The organism is Luteimonas sp. A501, assembly GCF_054052085.1.
Genome location: NZ_JBSVRI010000003.1, coordinates 1 through 15526, shown reverse-complemented (window position 1 = coordinate 15526; position 15526 = coordinate 1). Strand labels below are relative to the sequence as shown.

Annotated in this window: 16 protein-coding genes; 8 read left to right on the top strand and 8 right to left on the bottom strand. The window is 67.3% G+C overall.

From position 1 onward, the window contains the following. Positions 1-4 precede the first annotated feature (4 nt). Positions 5-430, top strand: coding sequence for an ExbD/TolR family protein (locus ACW7G5_RS09740; RefSeq protein ID WP_457004032.1), 426 nt, complete (start codon positions 5-7; stop codon positions 428-430). A gap of 15 nt (positions 431-445) precedes the next feature. Beyond that, on the top strand, positions 446-859 hold the full coding sequence (locus ACW7G5_RS09735) for an ExbD/TolR family protein (protein ID WP_457004031.1): 414 nt from the start codon (positions 446-448) through the stop codon (positions 857-859). Positions 860-999: 140 nt separating this feature from the next. Here the strand turns inward: ACW7G5_RS09735 and ACW7G5_RS09730 are convergent, their stop codons facing one another. The 3 genes from ACW7G5_RS09730 to cls all read right to left on the bottom strand — a co-directional run bounded on the left by ACW7G5_RS09730 (position 1000) and on the right by cls (position 3740). Then, positions 1000-1797: a pyridoxine 5'-phosphate synthase gene (locus ACW7G5_RS09730; protein ID WP_457004029.1), complete on the bottom strand. Its 798-nt coding sequence runs from the start codon at positions 1795-1797 to the stop codon at positions 1000-1002. 42 nt (positions 1798-1839) lie between these two features. Beyond that, positions 1840-2106 carry a hypothetical protein gene (locus ACW7G5_RS09725; RefSeq protein ID WP_457004027.1) on the bottom strand — a complete coding sequence of 89 codons (267 nt, stop codon included), beginning with the start codon at positions 2104-2106 and terminating at the stop codon, positions 1840-1842. A 185-nt stretch (positions 2107-2291) separates the two neighbouring features. Next, on the bottom strand, positions 2292-3740 hold the full coding sequence (gene cls / locus ACW7G5_RS09720; protein ID WP_457004025.1) for a cardiolipin synthase: 1449 nt from the start codon (positions 3738-3740) through the stop codon (positions 2292-2294). 52 nt (positions 3741-3792) lie between these two features. Between cls and ACW7G5_RS09715 the strand changes: the two genes are divergently transcribed. The 3 genes from ACW7G5_RS09715 to ACW7G5_RS09705 all read left to right on the top strand — a co-directional run bounded on the left by ACW7G5_RS09715 (position 3793) and on the right by ACW7G5_RS09705 (position 6240). Continuing rightward, entirely contained in the window at positions 3793-4908 is a 1116-nt protein-coding gene (locus tag ACW7G5_RS09715; protein ID WP_457004023.1) for a PA0069 family radical SAM protein, read from the top strand. A gap of 76 nt (positions 4909-4984) precedes the next feature. Further along, complete coding sequence (locus ACW7G5_RS09710; protein ID WP_457004021.1) at positions 4985-5803, top strand: sensor histidine kinase; 819 nt, start codon at positions 4985-4987, stop codon at positions 5801-5803. Then, positions 5803-6240: a response regulator gene (locus tag ACW7G5_RS09705; protein WP_457004019.1), complete on the top strand. Its 438-nt coding sequence runs from the start codon at positions 5803-5805 to the stop codon at positions 6238-6240. The genes ACW7G5_RS09710 and ACW7G5_RS09705 overlap by 1 nt, the downstream gene beginning before the upstream one ends. 96 nt (positions 6241-6336) lie before the next feature. On the opposite strand, the gene ACW7G5_RS09700 is transcribed toward ACW7G5_RS09705, so the two are convergent. The 4 genes from ACW7G5_RS09700 to phhA form a co-directional block, all read right to left on the bottom strand. Beyond that, the gene (locus tag ACW7G5_RS09700; RefSeq protein ID WP_457004017.1) at positions 6337-7047 is read right to left on the bottom strand and encodes a 2OG-Fe(II) oxygenase; all 711 of its coding nucleotides are present in this window, start codon (positions 7045-7047) and stop codon (positions 6337-6339) included. A 75-nt stretch (positions 7048-7122) separates the two neighbouring features. Further along, a complete protein-coding gene (locus ACW7G5_RS09695; protein WP_457004015.1) occupies positions 7123-8136 on the bottom strand; it encodes a class 1 fructose-bisphosphatase in 1014 nt (337 codons plus the stop codon). A 220-nt stretch (positions 8137-8356) separates the two neighbouring features. Beyond that, on the bottom strand, positions 8357-10540 hold the full coding sequence (locus ACW7G5_RS09690; RefSeq protein WP_457004013.1) for a TonB-dependent receptor family protein: 2184 nt from the start codon (positions 10538-10540) through the stop codon (positions 8357-8359). Positions 10541-10622: 82 nt separating this feature from the next. Then, positions 10623-11525, bottom strand: coding sequence for a phenylalanine 4-monooxygenase (gene phhA, locus ACW7G5_RS09685; RefSeq protein ID WP_457004011.1), 903 nt, complete (start codon positions 11523-11525; stop codon positions 10623-10625). 176 nt (positions 11526-11701) lie between these two features. On the opposite strand from phhA, the gene ACW7G5_RS09680 reads away from it, so the two are divergent. Continuing rightward, positions 11702-12181 carry an Lrp/AsnC family transcriptional regulator gene (locus tag ACW7G5_RS09680; RefSeq protein WP_457004010.1) on the top strand — a complete coding sequence of 160 codons (480 nt, stop codon included), beginning with the start codon at positions 11702-11704 and terminating at the stop codon, positions 12179-12181. Positions 12182-12185: 4 nt separating this feature from the next. On the opposite strand, the gene ACW7G5_RS09675 is transcribed toward ACW7G5_RS09680, so the two are convergent. Further along, positions 12186-13133, bottom strand: a complete 948-nt coding sequence (locus ACW7G5_RS09675) for an integron integrase (RefSeq protein ID WP_457004730.1) — start codon at positions 13131-13133, stop codon at positions 12186-12188. Positions 13134-13857: 724 nt separating this feature from the next. Between ACW7G5_RS09675 and ACW7G5_RS09670 the strand changes: the two genes are divergently transcribed. Both ACW7G5_RS09670 and ACW7G5_RS09665 read left to right on the top strand, forming a co-directional pair. Further along, positions 13858-14334 (top strand): ASCH domain-containing protein, encoded by a 477-nt coding sequence (locus ACW7G5_RS09670; protein ID WP_457004008.1) that lies wholly within the window; start codon positions 13858-13860, stop codon positions 14332-14334. Between the two features lie 61 nt (positions 14335-14395). After that, positions 14396-14785 carry a hypothetical protein gene (locus tag ACW7G5_RS09665; RefSeq protein WP_457004006.1) on the top strand — a complete coding sequence of 130 codons (390 nt, stop codon included), beginning with the start codon at positions 14396-14398 and terminating at the stop codon, positions 14783-14785. The last annotated feature ends 741 nt before the right edge of the window (positions 14786-15526 follow it).

Here is a 15526-nt window from a genome sequence, read left to right as displayed (position 1 = left end):
CGACATGGCTTATAGCTCAAGCGGTAACGGCCATGACAAGGTCAACGCCACGATCAACATCGTGCCGCTGGTCGACGTGATGCTGGTGCTGCTGATCATCTTCATGGTCACGGCACCGCTCATGGCCCACAAGGTCGAGGTCGAGCTCCCGCAGGCCAACCTGGACGAGCAGCCCGAGATGGCACCGGCCGCCCCGCCGATCACCATCGCGGTGACCGACGCGGGCGAGGTCTATCTCAACGACCAGCCGGTCACGCTCCAGCTGCTGGAAAGTTCGCTTGCGGTCGAGGCCCAGAAAACGCCCCAGCCGCCGGTGAACGTCCGCGCCGACAAGACCACGAAGTACGGAATGGTGAAGGAAGTCGTCGATCTCGCGCAGGCCGCCGGCATGCGCAAGGTGGGCTTTGTCGCCACTCGCGAGAACAACTGACCCGGAGTTTGCAACATGGCTTTTTCCTCCAATTCCGGTGACGGCCCGATGGCCGACATCAACATCATTCCGCTCTGCGACGTGATGCTGGTGCTGCTCATCATCTTCATGGTCACGGCGCCGCAGCTGTCGTATCCGATCGACATCGACCTGCCGCAGCGTTCGATCAATCGCCCGGAAAATCCGGTCGAGCCGCCGGAGCCGATCAAGCTCCGGATCGACGGCTCGGGCCAGATCTTCTGGAACGACAGCCCGGCACCGATCACGGCACTGCGCAGCATGATGGAGACCGAGGTCCAGCGTGACCCGGGCAACCAGCCCACGCTGCAGATCGATGTCAACGAGGATGCCGATTATGGTGTTCTCGCCAAGGTCCTGGCCGAGGCGAAGAACGCGCAGATGATGAAGATCGGCTTCATCAAGAACTGATCCCGCAACACCCGTCCGCGGCGTCGCCTGCAGCGCGCCGCGGATCGGACACCACGTTTGCTTTCTTGCGCCGCCCCACAAAGGCGGCGTCTTTTTTGTGCCTGGCGTGGGTTTGCGGAAGAGCAAAATTTTCTGCCGCGTCATCCGTGGCAGAAGGACCCTTGCCCTTCGCGCCCCTGCAAAAGCGCGAGGTAACGCCGGACCGTCGTGGCCAGGCCTTCGTAGAGGGCGTCGCCGATGAGGGCGTGGCCGATCGAGACTTCTTCGATGCCCGGCACCGCGGACAGGAAGTCGGCAAGGTTGGACTGGCTGAGATCATGGCCGGCGTTGACGCCGAGCCCTGCGGCGCGGGCGCGACGGGCGGTATCGGCGCAGGCGGCCAGCGCGCCGGATGCGGCGCCGGCGGCGTGTTCTTCGGCGAAGGGGCCGGTGTAGATCTCGATGCGGTGGGCGCCGGTGGTAGCCGCGGCCTCGATTGCGGCGTTGCCGGCGTGGGAATCGGCATGGGCGTCGGCGAACAGGCTGACGCGGCAGCCGAGCGCGCGCAGTTCGTCCACGATGGGCGCAAGGCGGGCGCCGTCGCGCACGAAGTCGAAGCCGTGGTCGGAGGTGATCTGGCCGTCGTCGTCGGGCACCAGGGTGGCCTGGGCCGGACGGGCTTCGCGGCACAGGGCGATGAATCCGGGATAGCCGGGCCGCGGCGGCGCGAACGGGTTGCCTTCGAGGTTGAGTTCGACATCGCGCGCGGCGGCGAGCCCGGCCAGCGCCATGACGTCGTCGGCGCGTGCATGGCGCGCGTCAGGGCGTGGATGCAGGGTCAGGCCGTGGGCGCCGGCATCGAGGCAGGCGCGGGCCGCGCGCAGCATGTCGGGTTCGCCGCCGCCGCGTGAATTGCGCAGCACGGCGATCTTGTTGAGGTTGACGCTGAGCCGGGTCATGGAGGGCAGGATACCCGTCCCTGCGCGGCCGGCGGCGAGCGCTCAGCCGAGCGGCGGTTCGCCGGCCTGGGCCTGCTCGGCAAGGCGGCGCGCTTCCGCCTGCTCGCGCAGGCGCTTGAGCTCGACCGGGTCGAGCATCATGCTGTCGTCGCGCGACTGGTTGCCCACGCGCTGCGCGAGCAGGCCCAGCACCCAGGCCACGGTGGCGGCCAGGGCCACCAGCAGGCAGAGCACGGCAAGTACCATCGACGATGCGTTCAGCGCCACGGCGAACGCGGCCACGGCCAGCAGCAGGAACAACCAGGGCATCGCACGCCTCCACGGGAACTGTCCCGAAGTCTAGCCGCTGGCGGCGCGCGCGCGCGCCGCCGCCGGNCCCCCCCCCACCCCCCCCCTCCCCCCCCCCCCCCCCCCCCCCCCCCCCCCCCCCCCCCCCCCCCGCCGCCGGGCGGTGGCAGCGTGCCGCCGGTCGCAGAACCGGCGCCCGCACGGCCTTACAGCAGCGGCGACATCAGCCGGGCCAGGGCTTCGGGCAGGCGCGCGCGCAGCAGCGGGCGATGGCGGCCGCGCTGGACCCGCGGCGCATGTGCCAGTTCGCCTTCGATCAGTGCGGCGAGGTCGGCGGCGATCTCCGGATCGTCGAAGAGCACCGAGACCTCGAAGTTGAGGCGGAAGCTGCGGTGGTCGAAGTTGGCGCTGCCGATCACCACCAGTTCGTCATCGACCAGCAGCGACTTGCTGTGCAGCATGCGCGGGCCGTACTCGTAGATCTTCACGCCGGCGACCAGCAGCGGGCCGAAGTAGGAGCGCGCGGCCAGCGTCACCAGCTTCGAGTCGCTGTCGCGGGGTACCAGCAGGCGCACGTCCAGGCCGGCCAGCGCCGCCGAAGTCAGCGCCATCATCGCCGCCTCGCCGGGCACGAAGTAGGGCGTGGTCAGCCAGACGCGATGCTTCGCAGCCTGGATCGCCGAGACGTGCAGACGGTGGATCGCCTCCCAGGGCGAATCCGGGCCGGACACCAGCACCTGTGCGCGGACCGGGCCCGGTGCGGCCGCGCGCGGCGTGTCGCGGGCGACGTCGGAAAGGAAATCATGATCGCCGGTGGCGTAGGCCCAGTCCTCGCAGAACACCAGCTGCAGCACGCGAACCACGGCGCCCTCGAGGCGCAGATGCAGGTCGCGGTAGGCGGAGTCGCCCAAGCGTTCGTCCTGCTCGTCGGTGACGTTCATGCCGCCGGTGTAGGCCACGCATCCGTCGATGACCACGATCTTGCGGTGGGTGCGCAGGTTCGCCCACGGCCGCCGCCAGACGTGGCCGAAGCGCATGGGGTGGAACCAGGCGAGCTCGCCGCCGGCATCGAGCAGCGGCTTGAAGAACCGTCGCGCGTTGGCCGAACCGATCGCATCCAGCAGCAGCCGCACCTTCACGCCGGCGCGAGCGCGCTCGACCAGGGCCTCGCGCAGCGCGATACCGGTGTGGTCGGGTTCGTAGATGTAGTACTCCAGGTGCACGTGCCTGGTGGCCACCGCGATATCGGCCAGCAGCGCCTGGTATTTGGCGGCGCCGTCGACCAGCAGGCGCACGTCGCGCGCGCTCGACTGCGACAGGCCGGTGGTGGCGGCGGCCAGGCGCGCGAGTTCGACGGCGTCCGCGTGCGCGGGGTCGGCGAAGGCCTCGCCGGCCGGCGCCGACTGGCGACTGCGCGCGCGCCGCAGCCGATGGCGCTCGATCCGCTGCGGCCCGAACACGTGGTAGATGAAGAGGCCAAGGTAGGGCAGCAGCGCCAGGCCCAGCAGCCAGCTGAGGGTGGCCACCGGCTCGCGCTTCTTGAGGATGATGACGCCGCCCAGCAGCACCAGGTACGCGGCCCAGGCGGTGACCAGCCAGGCCCCCAGGTGGGGGATCGAAAGCAGTGCCTGCCAGGCTTCGCGCAACGCGTCCACACAGCGCTCCCCTGTCGCAGGAGCTGCGACACATGGGGCGTAGGCTAGCCCCATGCGCGACGATGGCAAAGCGAAGCTTGCGGTCATGGGTGCCCTGAAGGGCCGCGGCTCCGCGTCGTGGGTGCCGGGCCGATTCGAGCAGCGCACGGCCAGTCGCGAAGACGACGGCTGGGGCTCGGGCCACGACTTCTCGGACGCCAGCGGCGAGGCGCTTGAGCCCGGCCCCGACACCGTGGTCACCGCCGAGCGCGCGCGCAGCATCATCACCCGCAACCAGTCGCCCGACGTCGGTTTCGGCCAGTCGATCAACCCCTATCGCGGGTGCGAGCACGGCTGCGTCTACTGCTTCGCGCGTCCCAGCCACGCCTATCTCGATCTTTCGCCGGGCCTGGATTTCGAAACCCGGCTGTTTGCCAAGACCAATGCCGCCGAACTCCTGCGCGCGGAGCTTGCGCGCCCGGGCTACCGCTGTGCGGTGATCGCGCTCGGCGTGAACACTGACGCCTACCAGCCGATCGAACGCGGCCGGCGCATCACCCGCGCGCTGCTTGAAGTGCTGGCCGAGACGCGCCACCCAGTGCACCTGATCACCAAGAACGCACTGGTACTGCGCGACCTGGACCTGCTCGCGCCAATGGCCGCCGATGGCCTTGTGCAAGTGGCGGTATCGGTGACCACGCTCGACAACCGGCTGGCCGCACGCATGGAGCCGCGTGCCTCGGCACCGCACACCCGGCTGAAGGCGATCGCCGGACTGCACGAGGCGGGAGTACCGGTCAGCGTGATGGTGGCGCCGGTGATCCCGGCGATCACCGACAGCGAGTTGGAGGCGATCATGGGCGCCGCGCGCGAGGCCGGTGCGTTCGACGCGTCGTACGTGCTGCTGCGCCTGCCTCATGAACTGAAAGAGGTCTGGCGCGAGTGGCTGGCCCTGCACTATCCCGAGCGCGCCGCGCACGTGATGAGCCTGGTGGCGCAGATGCGCGGCGGACGCGATTACGACAGCGCTTTCGGCAGCCGTATGCGCGGCGAAGGTCCGTTTGCGCAGCTGCTGGCGGCGCGTTTCAGCCGTGCCTGGCGACAGCTCGGGTTCGCCCACCTCCCGGCGCTGGACTGCACGCGCTTCGTTGCGCCGCGGCCTGCCTCGCCGCAAGGGCAGTTGTTCTAGAGGGCGTCTCCAGCCAGCGTCGAAAATCACGGATCCTATACGCCACCACGACGGCACGGTGGTGTACGGTTCGGCGATGAAACAGGATCCAACCCATGGACTGCTGCCTGCCGGTAGCGCCGGGGTCGATACGCACGACCCGTCCACGGACGTGGGCGACACCGCCGCCGCACGACTGAACGCATGCGAAGCGCAGCTGGCCAGCGTCCTCAAGGACCAGGCCCTGGTGTCCTATGGCATTGCCCACGACCTGCGCGCGCCGCTGCGCGCGATCGAGGGCTTCTCCGCGATGCTGGAGTCGGGGTCCGGCGAAGCGCTGGACGCCACCGGCCGCGATTACCTGGCCAGGATCCGCGCCGCCGCCGCCCGCATGGCGGCGCTGCTGGATGCACTGCAGGCGCTGTCGCGTGCGTCCCACGATCATCTCGACCTTGCCGACGTCGACGCCAGCCTGCTGGCCGACTGGGCGCTGGTCGAACTGCGCGACGCCGAGCCCGGACGCCGGGTCGAGGCCGATGTGCAGCCCGGCATCCGCGTGCGTGCCGACGAACGCCAGCTCAAGCTCCTGTTCGACCGTTTGCTGCACAACGCCTGGAAGTTTTCCGCTGGCCGCGACGCGGTGCGCATCGCGATCACCGCCGAATGCCACGGCGAGCGCGTGCGGATCCACGTCCGCGATCAGGGCAGCGGTTTCGACACCAGCCATGCCGGGCGCGTGTTCGAACCCTTCCAGCGCGTTCACGGTCCCGATGAGGGCGGCGGCCATGGCCTCGGCCTGGCGATCGCGCAGCGCATCGCCGCGCGGCTCGGCGGAGGCATCGCGGTCGACTCCGAGCCCGGCCGGGGCAGCGTGTTCCACGTCGAGCTTCCCGCCGCGGAGGACGCTGGCACGTGATGAGCACCCGCCCGATCCTGCTGGTGGAGGATAATCCCGACGACGTCGAGCTCACCCGCATCGCATTCGCCGAAGCCAAGATCGCGAATCCCCTGCACGTCGTGGGCAACGGTGTGGAGGCGCTGGACTATCTGTTCGCGCGCGGCAACCACGCGGACCGGGACCCCGGTGATCATCCTTCGCTGGTGCTGCTGGACCTGAACATGCCGCGCATAGACGGCCGCGAGGTGCTGCAGGCGATCCGCGCCGAGTCCAGCCTGCGCAGCTTGCCGGTGGTGGTGATGACCACCAGTGCCGAACCATTCGACGTCGAGGCCTGCTATTCGCTGGGTGCCAACAGCTACATCCGCAAGCCGGTCGATTTCGGCCAGTTCATGTGGGCGGTGAAACAGGTGGGGATGTACTGGCTGGTGTTGAACCATCCGCGGGAGGGATAGTTTTTCGCGAACCGGGAGGCTGGGGAAAGCTTTTGCCACGGATGAGCGCGGATAAGGGCGGATTTACGCGGATAGGGCGAGTGGCGAAAAAGGCTCTTACGCGCCGGCGAAAAGCGCCTCGGCGCGCTGGAACAGGATCCAGCTGGTGGCGATGAACTTGTCGCCGCCTTCGGGGCGGTTGCCGCGGTGGGTGTGGGTGAAGGCGGTCGGGGCGATCAGGAGGTCGCCGACGCGGGGCTTCACCTTGCGCTGCTGGAACAGGAATTCAGTCTCGCCGGCGTCGAAGCCATCGTTGAGATAGACCGTCCACAGCAGGTGTCGGTGCAGGGTCTCGGCCTGCGGGTCGCGCGGGTAGAGCTCGCAGTGCCAGTAGGGATAGCCGCCTTCGCCGGCCGCGTACCACTGCAGGTTGACCGGGCCGGGTCGCAGACAGGCCATGGCCTGCCTGCCGAGCGTGCGGTCGTCCATGGCGGTGATGTCCCCGGCCTCGAGCCGGCGCAGGGTGCCGTCGGCCGTGGGCTGCTGCAGCATCAGCGGCGCGATCAGGACTTGCGGGTAGCGGCGGAGGTAGGCGAGCAGTCCGCGGTAGACGGCCACGTTGAGCGCCTGCTCGGCATCGGCCCACTCGGGGCGGCCGGCGAGGGCGATGTCGCGGCTCTTCTTCAGCTCCGGGAACACGCCGCTGCCGACGCGGCCGGGCTGCAGCGCATCACTGGCGCGCATGCGCTCGACGATGGCGGTGCAGGTGGGGGCGTCGAGCGCGCCGGGCGTCACTTCGATGAAGTCTGCTGCGGGCGCCTGGCTCATCGGAGTCCCTCTGTTGGTTGTGGGCGGCCATGGCCGCGATGGAGCGAAGAGCTTTTTGCGACGGATTTACGCGGATCAGGAGGCGTCGTGGTCGCGGTGGTAGCGGGTGGCGGCTTCGACTTCGGACTTCGAGCCGAGGAAGACGGGGACGCGCTGGTGCAGCTGGTCGGGTGCGATGTCCATGATGCGGTCGCGGCCGTTGGTGGCGGCGCCGCCGGCCTGTTCGACCAGGAATGACATGGGGTTGGCTTCGTACATCAGGCGCAGCTTGCCGGCCTTGCCCGGGTCCTTGCGGTCCCAGGGATAGATGAAGATGCCGCCGCGGGTCAGGATGCGGTGCACGTCGGCGACCATCGAGGCCACCCAGCGCATGTTGAAGTCCTTGCCGCGCGGGCCCTCCTTGCCGGACAGCAGGTCGCGCACGTAGTCCTGCATCGGCGCCTCCCAGTGGCGCTGGTTGGACATGTTGATCGCGAACTCCTTCGTCTCCTCCGGGATGCGGATGGACTCGCGGGTGAGGACGAAGACCCCCTGCTCGCGGTCGAGGGTGAAGGCGTGGGTGCCGTGGCCGAAGGTCAGCACCAGGGTGGTCTGCGGGCCGTAGACGCAGTAGCCGGCGGCGACCTGGGCGGTGCCGGGCTGCAGGAAGTCCTCGTCGCAGGCGGCGGTCACGCCCTCGGGGCAGCGCAGCACGGAGAAGATGGTGCCGACCGAGACGTTGACGTCGATGTTGCTGGAGCCGTCGAGGGGATCGAACAGCAGCAGGTAGTTGCCGCGCGGGTAGGCATCGGGGATGGGGTGGCAGTGCTCCATCTCCTCGGAGGCGCAGGCCGCGAGATGCCCGCCCCAGGCGTTGGCCTCGAGCAGGATGTCGTTGGACAGCACGTCGAGCTTCTTCTGCGCCTCGCCCTGCACGTTGCCGGTGCCGGCGTCGCCCAGCACGCCACCAAGCGCGCCCTTGCCGACCGCGATCGAGATGCTGGTGCAGGCGCGGGCGACCACCGCGATCAGCTGGCGCAGGTCGGCGTTGATGCGGCCGGCGCGCTGCTCCTCGATCAGGTGGCGGGTGAGGGAGACGTGGCTGGACATCGCAGGCCTGCGGAGTGGCGGACGGGTGGCCATTGTCGCCCAAGGTGCGGGGCGTTGCAGGCCGCGGGGGCGCCATGTGCGAGGGTACGTTCTGTGGGAGCGGCTATAGCCGCTCCCACAGTGGCCCAGGTGGCAGCTGTAGCTGCTCTCCCATAGCCGCCAAGCCACGGCGGTGGAGGAAGGCGGGACGACGCGCGGGATGGCGCGACCTTGCGGGAACTCAGCGGCGGTCGAATTGCCATTCGAAGCCGAGGAGCCAGGTGCGGTCGGCGCCGGGTTCGTAGAAGCGGCCGTTGCCTTCGTTCACGATCACCGAGCCGATGTGGTCGCGGTCGAGCAGGTTGTCGATGCGGGCGAACACGCGCAGCGGGCCGGTAGCGGTGTTCCAGCTGCGCGAAGCTTCCACGTGCAGCAGGCCGTAGCCCGGTGCGGAGGCGGTGCCGGCGTCGTTGACCATGACCTTGCCGATCGCTTCGCCTTCGAGCGCGGCGCGCCAGGGGCCGCCGTTCCACTGCAGGCGGGCGAAGGCCTGGCGTTCGGGGACGCCGGGGATGCGGCGGTTGGAGGCGTCGGTGCCATCCGCGCCGCCGATGCAGGCGGTCGGGTCAGCGCCGTCACTGATGCTTCCGCCAGCGCCGCAGCCGCGGAACTCCGCCTCCAGCTGCGTTGCCGCCAGCTGCAGGTCCCAGGCTTCGCCCAGCGGCTGCAGCCACGACAGCTCGACGCCCTGGCGGCGCGCGCCGCCGGCGTTGCGGTAGCTGCTGCGGCCGGAGACGTTGCGGGCGACCGCGATCTCGTCGTCGGTATCGGCGCGGAACAGCGCGGCCTCGAGTTGGCCGCCGGTGGGCGTGCGCCACTTCATGCCGAGCTCGTAGTTGTCGCTGACCGCCGGGCGCAGGTCGAAGGCCAGGCCGGCACCGCCGTCGGCGCGGTAGGAGAGCTCGTTGAAGGTGGGCGTCTCGAAGCCGCGGCCGGCCGAGGCGTAGACGCGCAGGTGCTCGGCGGGGGCGAAGGTGATGCCGGCCACTGGCGAGGTCTCGCTGAACTCCACGCGACCGCTGTCGTCGGGATTGCCGGCGGCGACGTAGAGGTCGCGCGAGCTGAACTCGACCTCGCTGTGGCGCGCGCCGAGCAGCAGCGACCAGCGCGGGGCGAAGCGCCACCAGGCCTGGGCATAGAGGTCGTTGGCGTCGACGTTGTTGCGCTCGTCGCGGCGCAGCGCCCCGCGCACGCCGAGCGCATCGCCGACGAAGTTCTCGAAACCACGGCGGTGCTGGCGCTGGCGCTCGCCGTTGGCGCCGAGCGCGAACTCCAGCGGCCGTTCTGCGAGCGCACCGCTCCAGGTCCAGCGTGCGTCGTAGCCGGCGTAGCCGTTGTCGAGGTTGATCACCCCGCCGGAATGCAGCGGATTGCCCTGCGGCGCCGGCGGGATCGGCAGCACCTGGGTGACCTCGCGGTCGCCGCCCCAGGCCGACACGCGCAGCGCGTGTGCGTCGCCGAAGCCGTGCTCGTAGATGGCGCCGGCCTGCGACTGGCGCACGGTCTTGCGGGTGTCGTAGATGTGCGCGTTGGCAACCGCCTGGCGCGGGTTGTCGCGCACCTGCGCGGCGGTGAGGCCCAGCGGATCGCGCGCCTCGGGAATGTCGACGTGGTTGAGCACCAGCGACAGCCGGCGGCGCTCGCCGAGGTCAAAGCCGAGCTTGAGGTTGGCGACGTCGCGGCGCGCCGCGGAATGATCGCGCCAGCCGTCGGTGTCCAGGCGCGACACGGCGAAGTTGTAGCCGACGACGTCGTTGCCGCCGAGCAGTCTTGCGGCACCCGTCCAGGTGCCGTCGCTGCCCACGGTCGCGCGCAGCGACCAGGGGTCGCCGGCCTGGCCGTCGGCGCTGTGGATCGAGACCACGCCGCCGGACGAGTTGCCGTGCAGCGCCGAGAACGGCCCGCGCAGCACTTCGATGCGCTCGGCGCCGGCGAGGCTGAAGTGCGAGAGCTGGCCCTGGCCGTCCGGCATCGACGCCGGGATGCCGTCGGCATACAGCCGCAGCCCGCGCACCCCGAAGGTCGCGCGCGAACCGAAGCCGCGGATCGAGAGCTGGGTGTCCTGGGCCAGGTTCTGGCGGTCGCGCGCGAGCAGGCCGGGGATGCCGCGCAGCGCATCGGAGACATCGGCGTTGGCGCCGGAGATGTCGCCGCCGAGGTTGACGGTGGCGGTGGAGGCGGGCGTGTCGAAGGCCGGGACCGTGCGCAGGCGGGTGGCTTCGACGACCACGGCGTCAAACGTGGTAGGCGTGGACGCGGGGGCTGTCGTTGTCGCGGAGGGCGTCGCCGGGTCGGGGGAGGCGATGGCCGGGGTGGCGGTGGACAGGGCGAGGAGGATGGTGGCGGGCAGGAGGATGCGATTCATTCGCCCATTCTCTCCCGGGGGGAGTGTCCGCATTGTCCCGGGGGGTGAATGGGGCGTTCTGTCGGGTGCTCCAGGGGAGGGGTCAGACGTCGCCTTCGGTAGACCAGCCTTCGCCGGTGCCGCGATGGTAGGCGTGGTCGGTGTCGAGCACGGTGCCGGCGGGGATCGAGTCCTGTTCGGCCAGACGGGCATAGATCGGGGTGAAGTCGGGCTCGGTGGCGGCCATCAGCTGCTCGAAGCTGTCGATGACGAAGTAGGTCTTCTGGTAGGTGTCGATGCGGTAGCGCGTGCGCATGATGCGTTCCAGGTCGAAGCCGATGCGGTTGGGCGCCGGGGACTCCAGCGAATGCACCGATTCGCCGCTGGACGAGACGATGCCGCTGCCATAGATGCGCAGTTCGCCGGCCTCGCGGATCAGGCCGAACTCCACCGTGTACCAGTACAGGCGCGTCAGGTTCTGCAGCGCATCCGTGCCGATACCGTGTGCCTTCACCCCGCCCCGGCCGTACGCCGCCATGTAATCGGCGAACACCGGATTCATCAGCAGCGGCACGTGGCCGAAGAGGTCATGGAAAAGATCGGGCTCCTCGATGTAGTCGATCTGGTCCGGGCGCCGGATCCACCAGGTGACCGGGAAGCGCCGGTTGGCCAAGTGCTCGAAGAAGTCGAGTTCAGGCAGCAGGCCCTCGACCCCGATCAGCTGCCAGCCGGTGGCCGGCTCCAGCACGGCGTTGAGATCGGTGTACCTGGGGATCCGGTCCGGCGTCATTCCCATCGCATCCTGCGCGCGCAGGAATTCAGCGCTGGCGCGCCCGACCAGCAGCTTGCGCTGGCGTTCGAACAGCGTTGCCCAGGTGGCATGGTCCTCGGCGGTGTAACCGGCCCAGTTCTGATCGACCACGCCCGTGGCATAGACAGGCACCTTGCCTTTGTCGGTGTGGAGATTCTCGAGGCGACGGGGCTGGGCTGGGCTGGGCGTGGACATGGAACGACTCCGAGTGAGGGCGGACCGGACCTGTAGCACCGTTCAAGTGCAGCTTTTGCGCGTATCGGGCCCGCAATCCATCGACTCTAGCCGCATATGGGCGCAATATGCTTGCATTCATTGCGCCACTAGCCGCCAATGGCGCAACAATATTGCGCACAACGACGGAGAGCCGCATGGCCCCGACCGACATCCTCGACCGCATCGACATCCAGCTGCTGGGCGAACTGCAGCGGCGGGGCCGCCTCAGCAACGCAGAACTGGCCGAACGGGTGCACCTGTCACCGTCCGCGTGCCTGCGGCGCGTGCAACGGCTCGAGCGCAGCGGCGTGATCGCCGGTTATCGCGCCGAAGTGGATCCCGAACACCTGGGCCTGGGCCTGACCGCCTTCGTCCGGATCCGCCTGAACCACCATGACGCCGCCGCCGTCGCCGATTTCGCCCGCGGCGTGAACGAATGGGACGAAGTGGTCGCCTGCCACGCCCTGACCGGTGACATGGACTACCTGTTGCAGGTGATGGTGACCGACCTCGAGCACTTCTCCCGCTTCCTGCTGGACCGCGTGCTCGCTCGCCCCGGCGTGGGCGACGTGAACTCCAGCTTCGTGCTGCGCACCGTCAAGGCGATGCGCGGGCTGCCACTACCGACCGCGTAAGCGGCTAGTCGCGATCGAGCGGACTGAGTACGCCGCCGGCGCCACGCCCGAGCACGTGTGTATAGATCTGTGTCGTGGCCACGTCCTTGTGCCCGAGCAGCTCCTGCACCGTGCGGATGTCGTGGCCCGACTCCAACAGGTGCGTCGCGAACGAGTGGCGCAGCGTGTGGCACGTCGCCGGCTTGTCGATGCCGGCCATTGCACGCGCCGACTTCACCGCGCGCTGCAGCACGCCCTCATCGACATGGTGCCGCCGCCGCACACCGCTGCGCGGGTCCACCGACAGCCGCTGCGCCGGGAAGACCCACTGCCAGCCGAACTCGCGCCCGGCCGTCGGATACTTGCGCCCCAGCGCGTGCGGCAACCACACCTCCCCGAACCCGTCCTGCAGATCGCGTCCGTGCAGGATGCGCACGCGTTCGACCTGCGCCTTGAGCCCGGCCTCGATCGTGCGCGGCAGCGGCACCCGCCGATCCTTGCCGCCCTTGCCATTGCGCACGATGATTTCCCGGCGTCCGAAGTCCATGTCCTTCACCCGCAGCCGCACCGCCTCCATCAAGCGCATGCCAGCGCCGTAAAGCAACGAGGCCATCAGCCCGACCTGGCCGTCGACCAGCGCCAGCAGTGCACGGACTTCCGCATGCGTCAGCACCACGGGGAGCTTCTTCGGGCGCTTGGCGCGCGTGACGGACCCGACCCAGGGCAGTTCAAGGCCGAGGACCTCCTTGTAAAGGAAGAGCAGCGCCGACAGCGCCTGGTTCTGCGTACTGGCCGCCACGTCGTCGCGCACCGCAAGCATGGACAGGAAGGCTTCCACCTCCATGAGGCCGAGATCGCGCGGATGGCGCTTTGCGTTCGCCAGGATGAAGCGACGCGCCCAGCCGACATAGGCCCGCTCGGTTCGTATGCTGTAGTGCTTGGCGCGGCAGCGGATGCGCACCTGGTCGAGCAGGCGCGGAGGTTGCGCTGGACCGTTCCCCGCAGGGTCGATGACGGAGCCGATTACCGCCTCACTTTTGCCCCGGTATGCCATACCGCCTCATCCGTGAGGTATTTTCAGGAATCATTACCGCGCGGCGCAGGCGGGGCAAGCGGACAAGTGCATGATTTCAGGTGGGATTTTCCTGACGGGAATGCGAGTGTTGGACTACATTGCAACCTGCTACATTCCGCTTTTGGGATCTACTTAGTGTTAGCTGCATGAAAATACTCGCATTCTTGCTCTTGCTGGTTGCTACTCCTGCACTCGCAGGGGATAGTCGTGCGCGTGCCGTTCCTGCGGACCTTCTTTCGGTGGAGAGCTCTCGCGATCACCGGATCCTTGTGTTTCAGGTCTGCTCGCCGGAGCACTGCTGGAATGACCTCTTTGTGCAGGAACTTCCTGAAAGGGACGCATCAAACCGCCCCACATGCACCGCACCCGTTGCGGAGCTCAATAGGACTTCTGACTATGTCCTCCAGGCCACCTCATGGGCCGACGGAACTACGCCAGTGCTAGAACTCACGGTAGTCTCATCCCATGGCGCTTTTGAGCCGCACACGGTGACTTTGACGCTGGGGCCCAAATGCACGTACTCGCTTCAGCCAACTGCGCCTAAGGCAGCTAACAATTCATTCAAGCCGAACCCGCTTCGCGGGTCGGCTTAATTCAGGCGTTAGGCCGCTAAGACACTCTTATGCACCGATCAGTAAAGCTTATGTGGGACGACTACCTTGCTCGTCAGTCTCAACCATCACAACTCCCCACGGATGCTCCGCCAGCCTGGCATTTTTGCGACAACGAGGCGGATGCTCATGAGTGTGCTCAGCTAGTCTTGACCGGCAAAAAGCGCGCAACATCACCTTCGTTGTGGTCTTTTGAGAGCAGCGGTGAGGCTTTGCCCCATGTGGGCGATCTGAGCATAGTGACGGACTGGAGCGGTAAGGCCGTATGTATTATTCGCACAACCAAAGTGCAGATCCTCCCGCTCAACGAGATCACTGAGGTTCACGCAAGAATTGAAGGTGAGGGAGATGGATCGCTTGATTGGTGGCGCAAGGCTCATTGGGACTATTACCATCACGAGCTCCAAGGGACTGGCTATGAGCCTCAGCCTGACATGTCTGTCGTCTTTCAAGAGTTTGAGCGCATATTTCCGTCAGGCGCGGCCTAACATTTCATTCAAGCCGACGCCGCTTCGCGGCGCGGCTTAATTCAGGCGTTAGGCCTCACCCATGCATATTCGTAACGTCGCTGTCGTTCTCCTCATATGCACCACGGGCTCTTGCGCCACCGTTTTGATTCCTCCCCTTGCCGCCCCCGCGTCCGCGCCCTTGGGTCAAGCTCCGTGCGCGGCATTGCCTGAAGGTTTGACGCTTTATGCGGGCCTTACTTTTGCCGAGGTCGAGCGGCAGGGCAGATTTCCCATGCAGCACCCGCAGCGCCGCTACTTGAAGACCAGCAACCATTTGTGGCGCATTTTCCGAGATGGACTGGAGCCCGCTGACCTCATATTCGAGTATGTTCAAGACGAAAGCTTTGAGGCGACTCCGTTTCACCACGGCGGCTTATCCGCCTTCCGCGGCGGCTGCACAATCAAAATTGAGCAGGTCTGGATCACGTGAGGCCTAACAATGCGTTCAAGCCGACACCGCTTCGTTACGCCAACCACATGGCAAAGAAAGCTTGCCATGCGGTCGGCTCCACTCCACGGCGCGGCTTAACTTAGGCGTTAGGCCTCAATGGGGAGATTCAGGGTGACTAAGTGCTTACTCATTTGCTTGGTTTTGGTGGCGACGGGTTGCACCACTATTCGTCAACCCATACCAACGCTGACGTTCTCTGAGGCGTATCGCGCGGTGGAGAATCTTCCACCTGATAGCTACATCGACGATTACGAGCACTCATGGAACGAGTTTAATAATGCTCGTAAGCTGGATCAACGCGACGGCTGCTATGAGAGGTCTGAAGGACCGATCCAGCAGGTGCTGGTCCTAGATTCATCTGGCACGGTGGTCCAATACGTCTCCGACCTAGACACGCCAAGATCACGCTGTTTCCGAAACACATACCTGGGCATAAAGTTTCCAAAGCCACCCATCGCGCCATACTACAAGTACGCATTGATGCGTTGAGGCCTAACAATGCGTTCAAGCCGACACCGCATCGGGGCGCAAACCACATGGCAGGTAAAGCTTGCCATGTGCTTCACGCCCCGCTGCGGCGCGGCTTAACTTAGGTGTTAGGCACCTAGTGGAGTCGCATGGCCAGATCCATCGCAGCTACTGTGATCTGCTTGATAGCGCTCTTGTGGTCAGGGGCGTTCCTGATGTCAGCGGTCGCGCATGGCAGCGCGCTTGTATGGC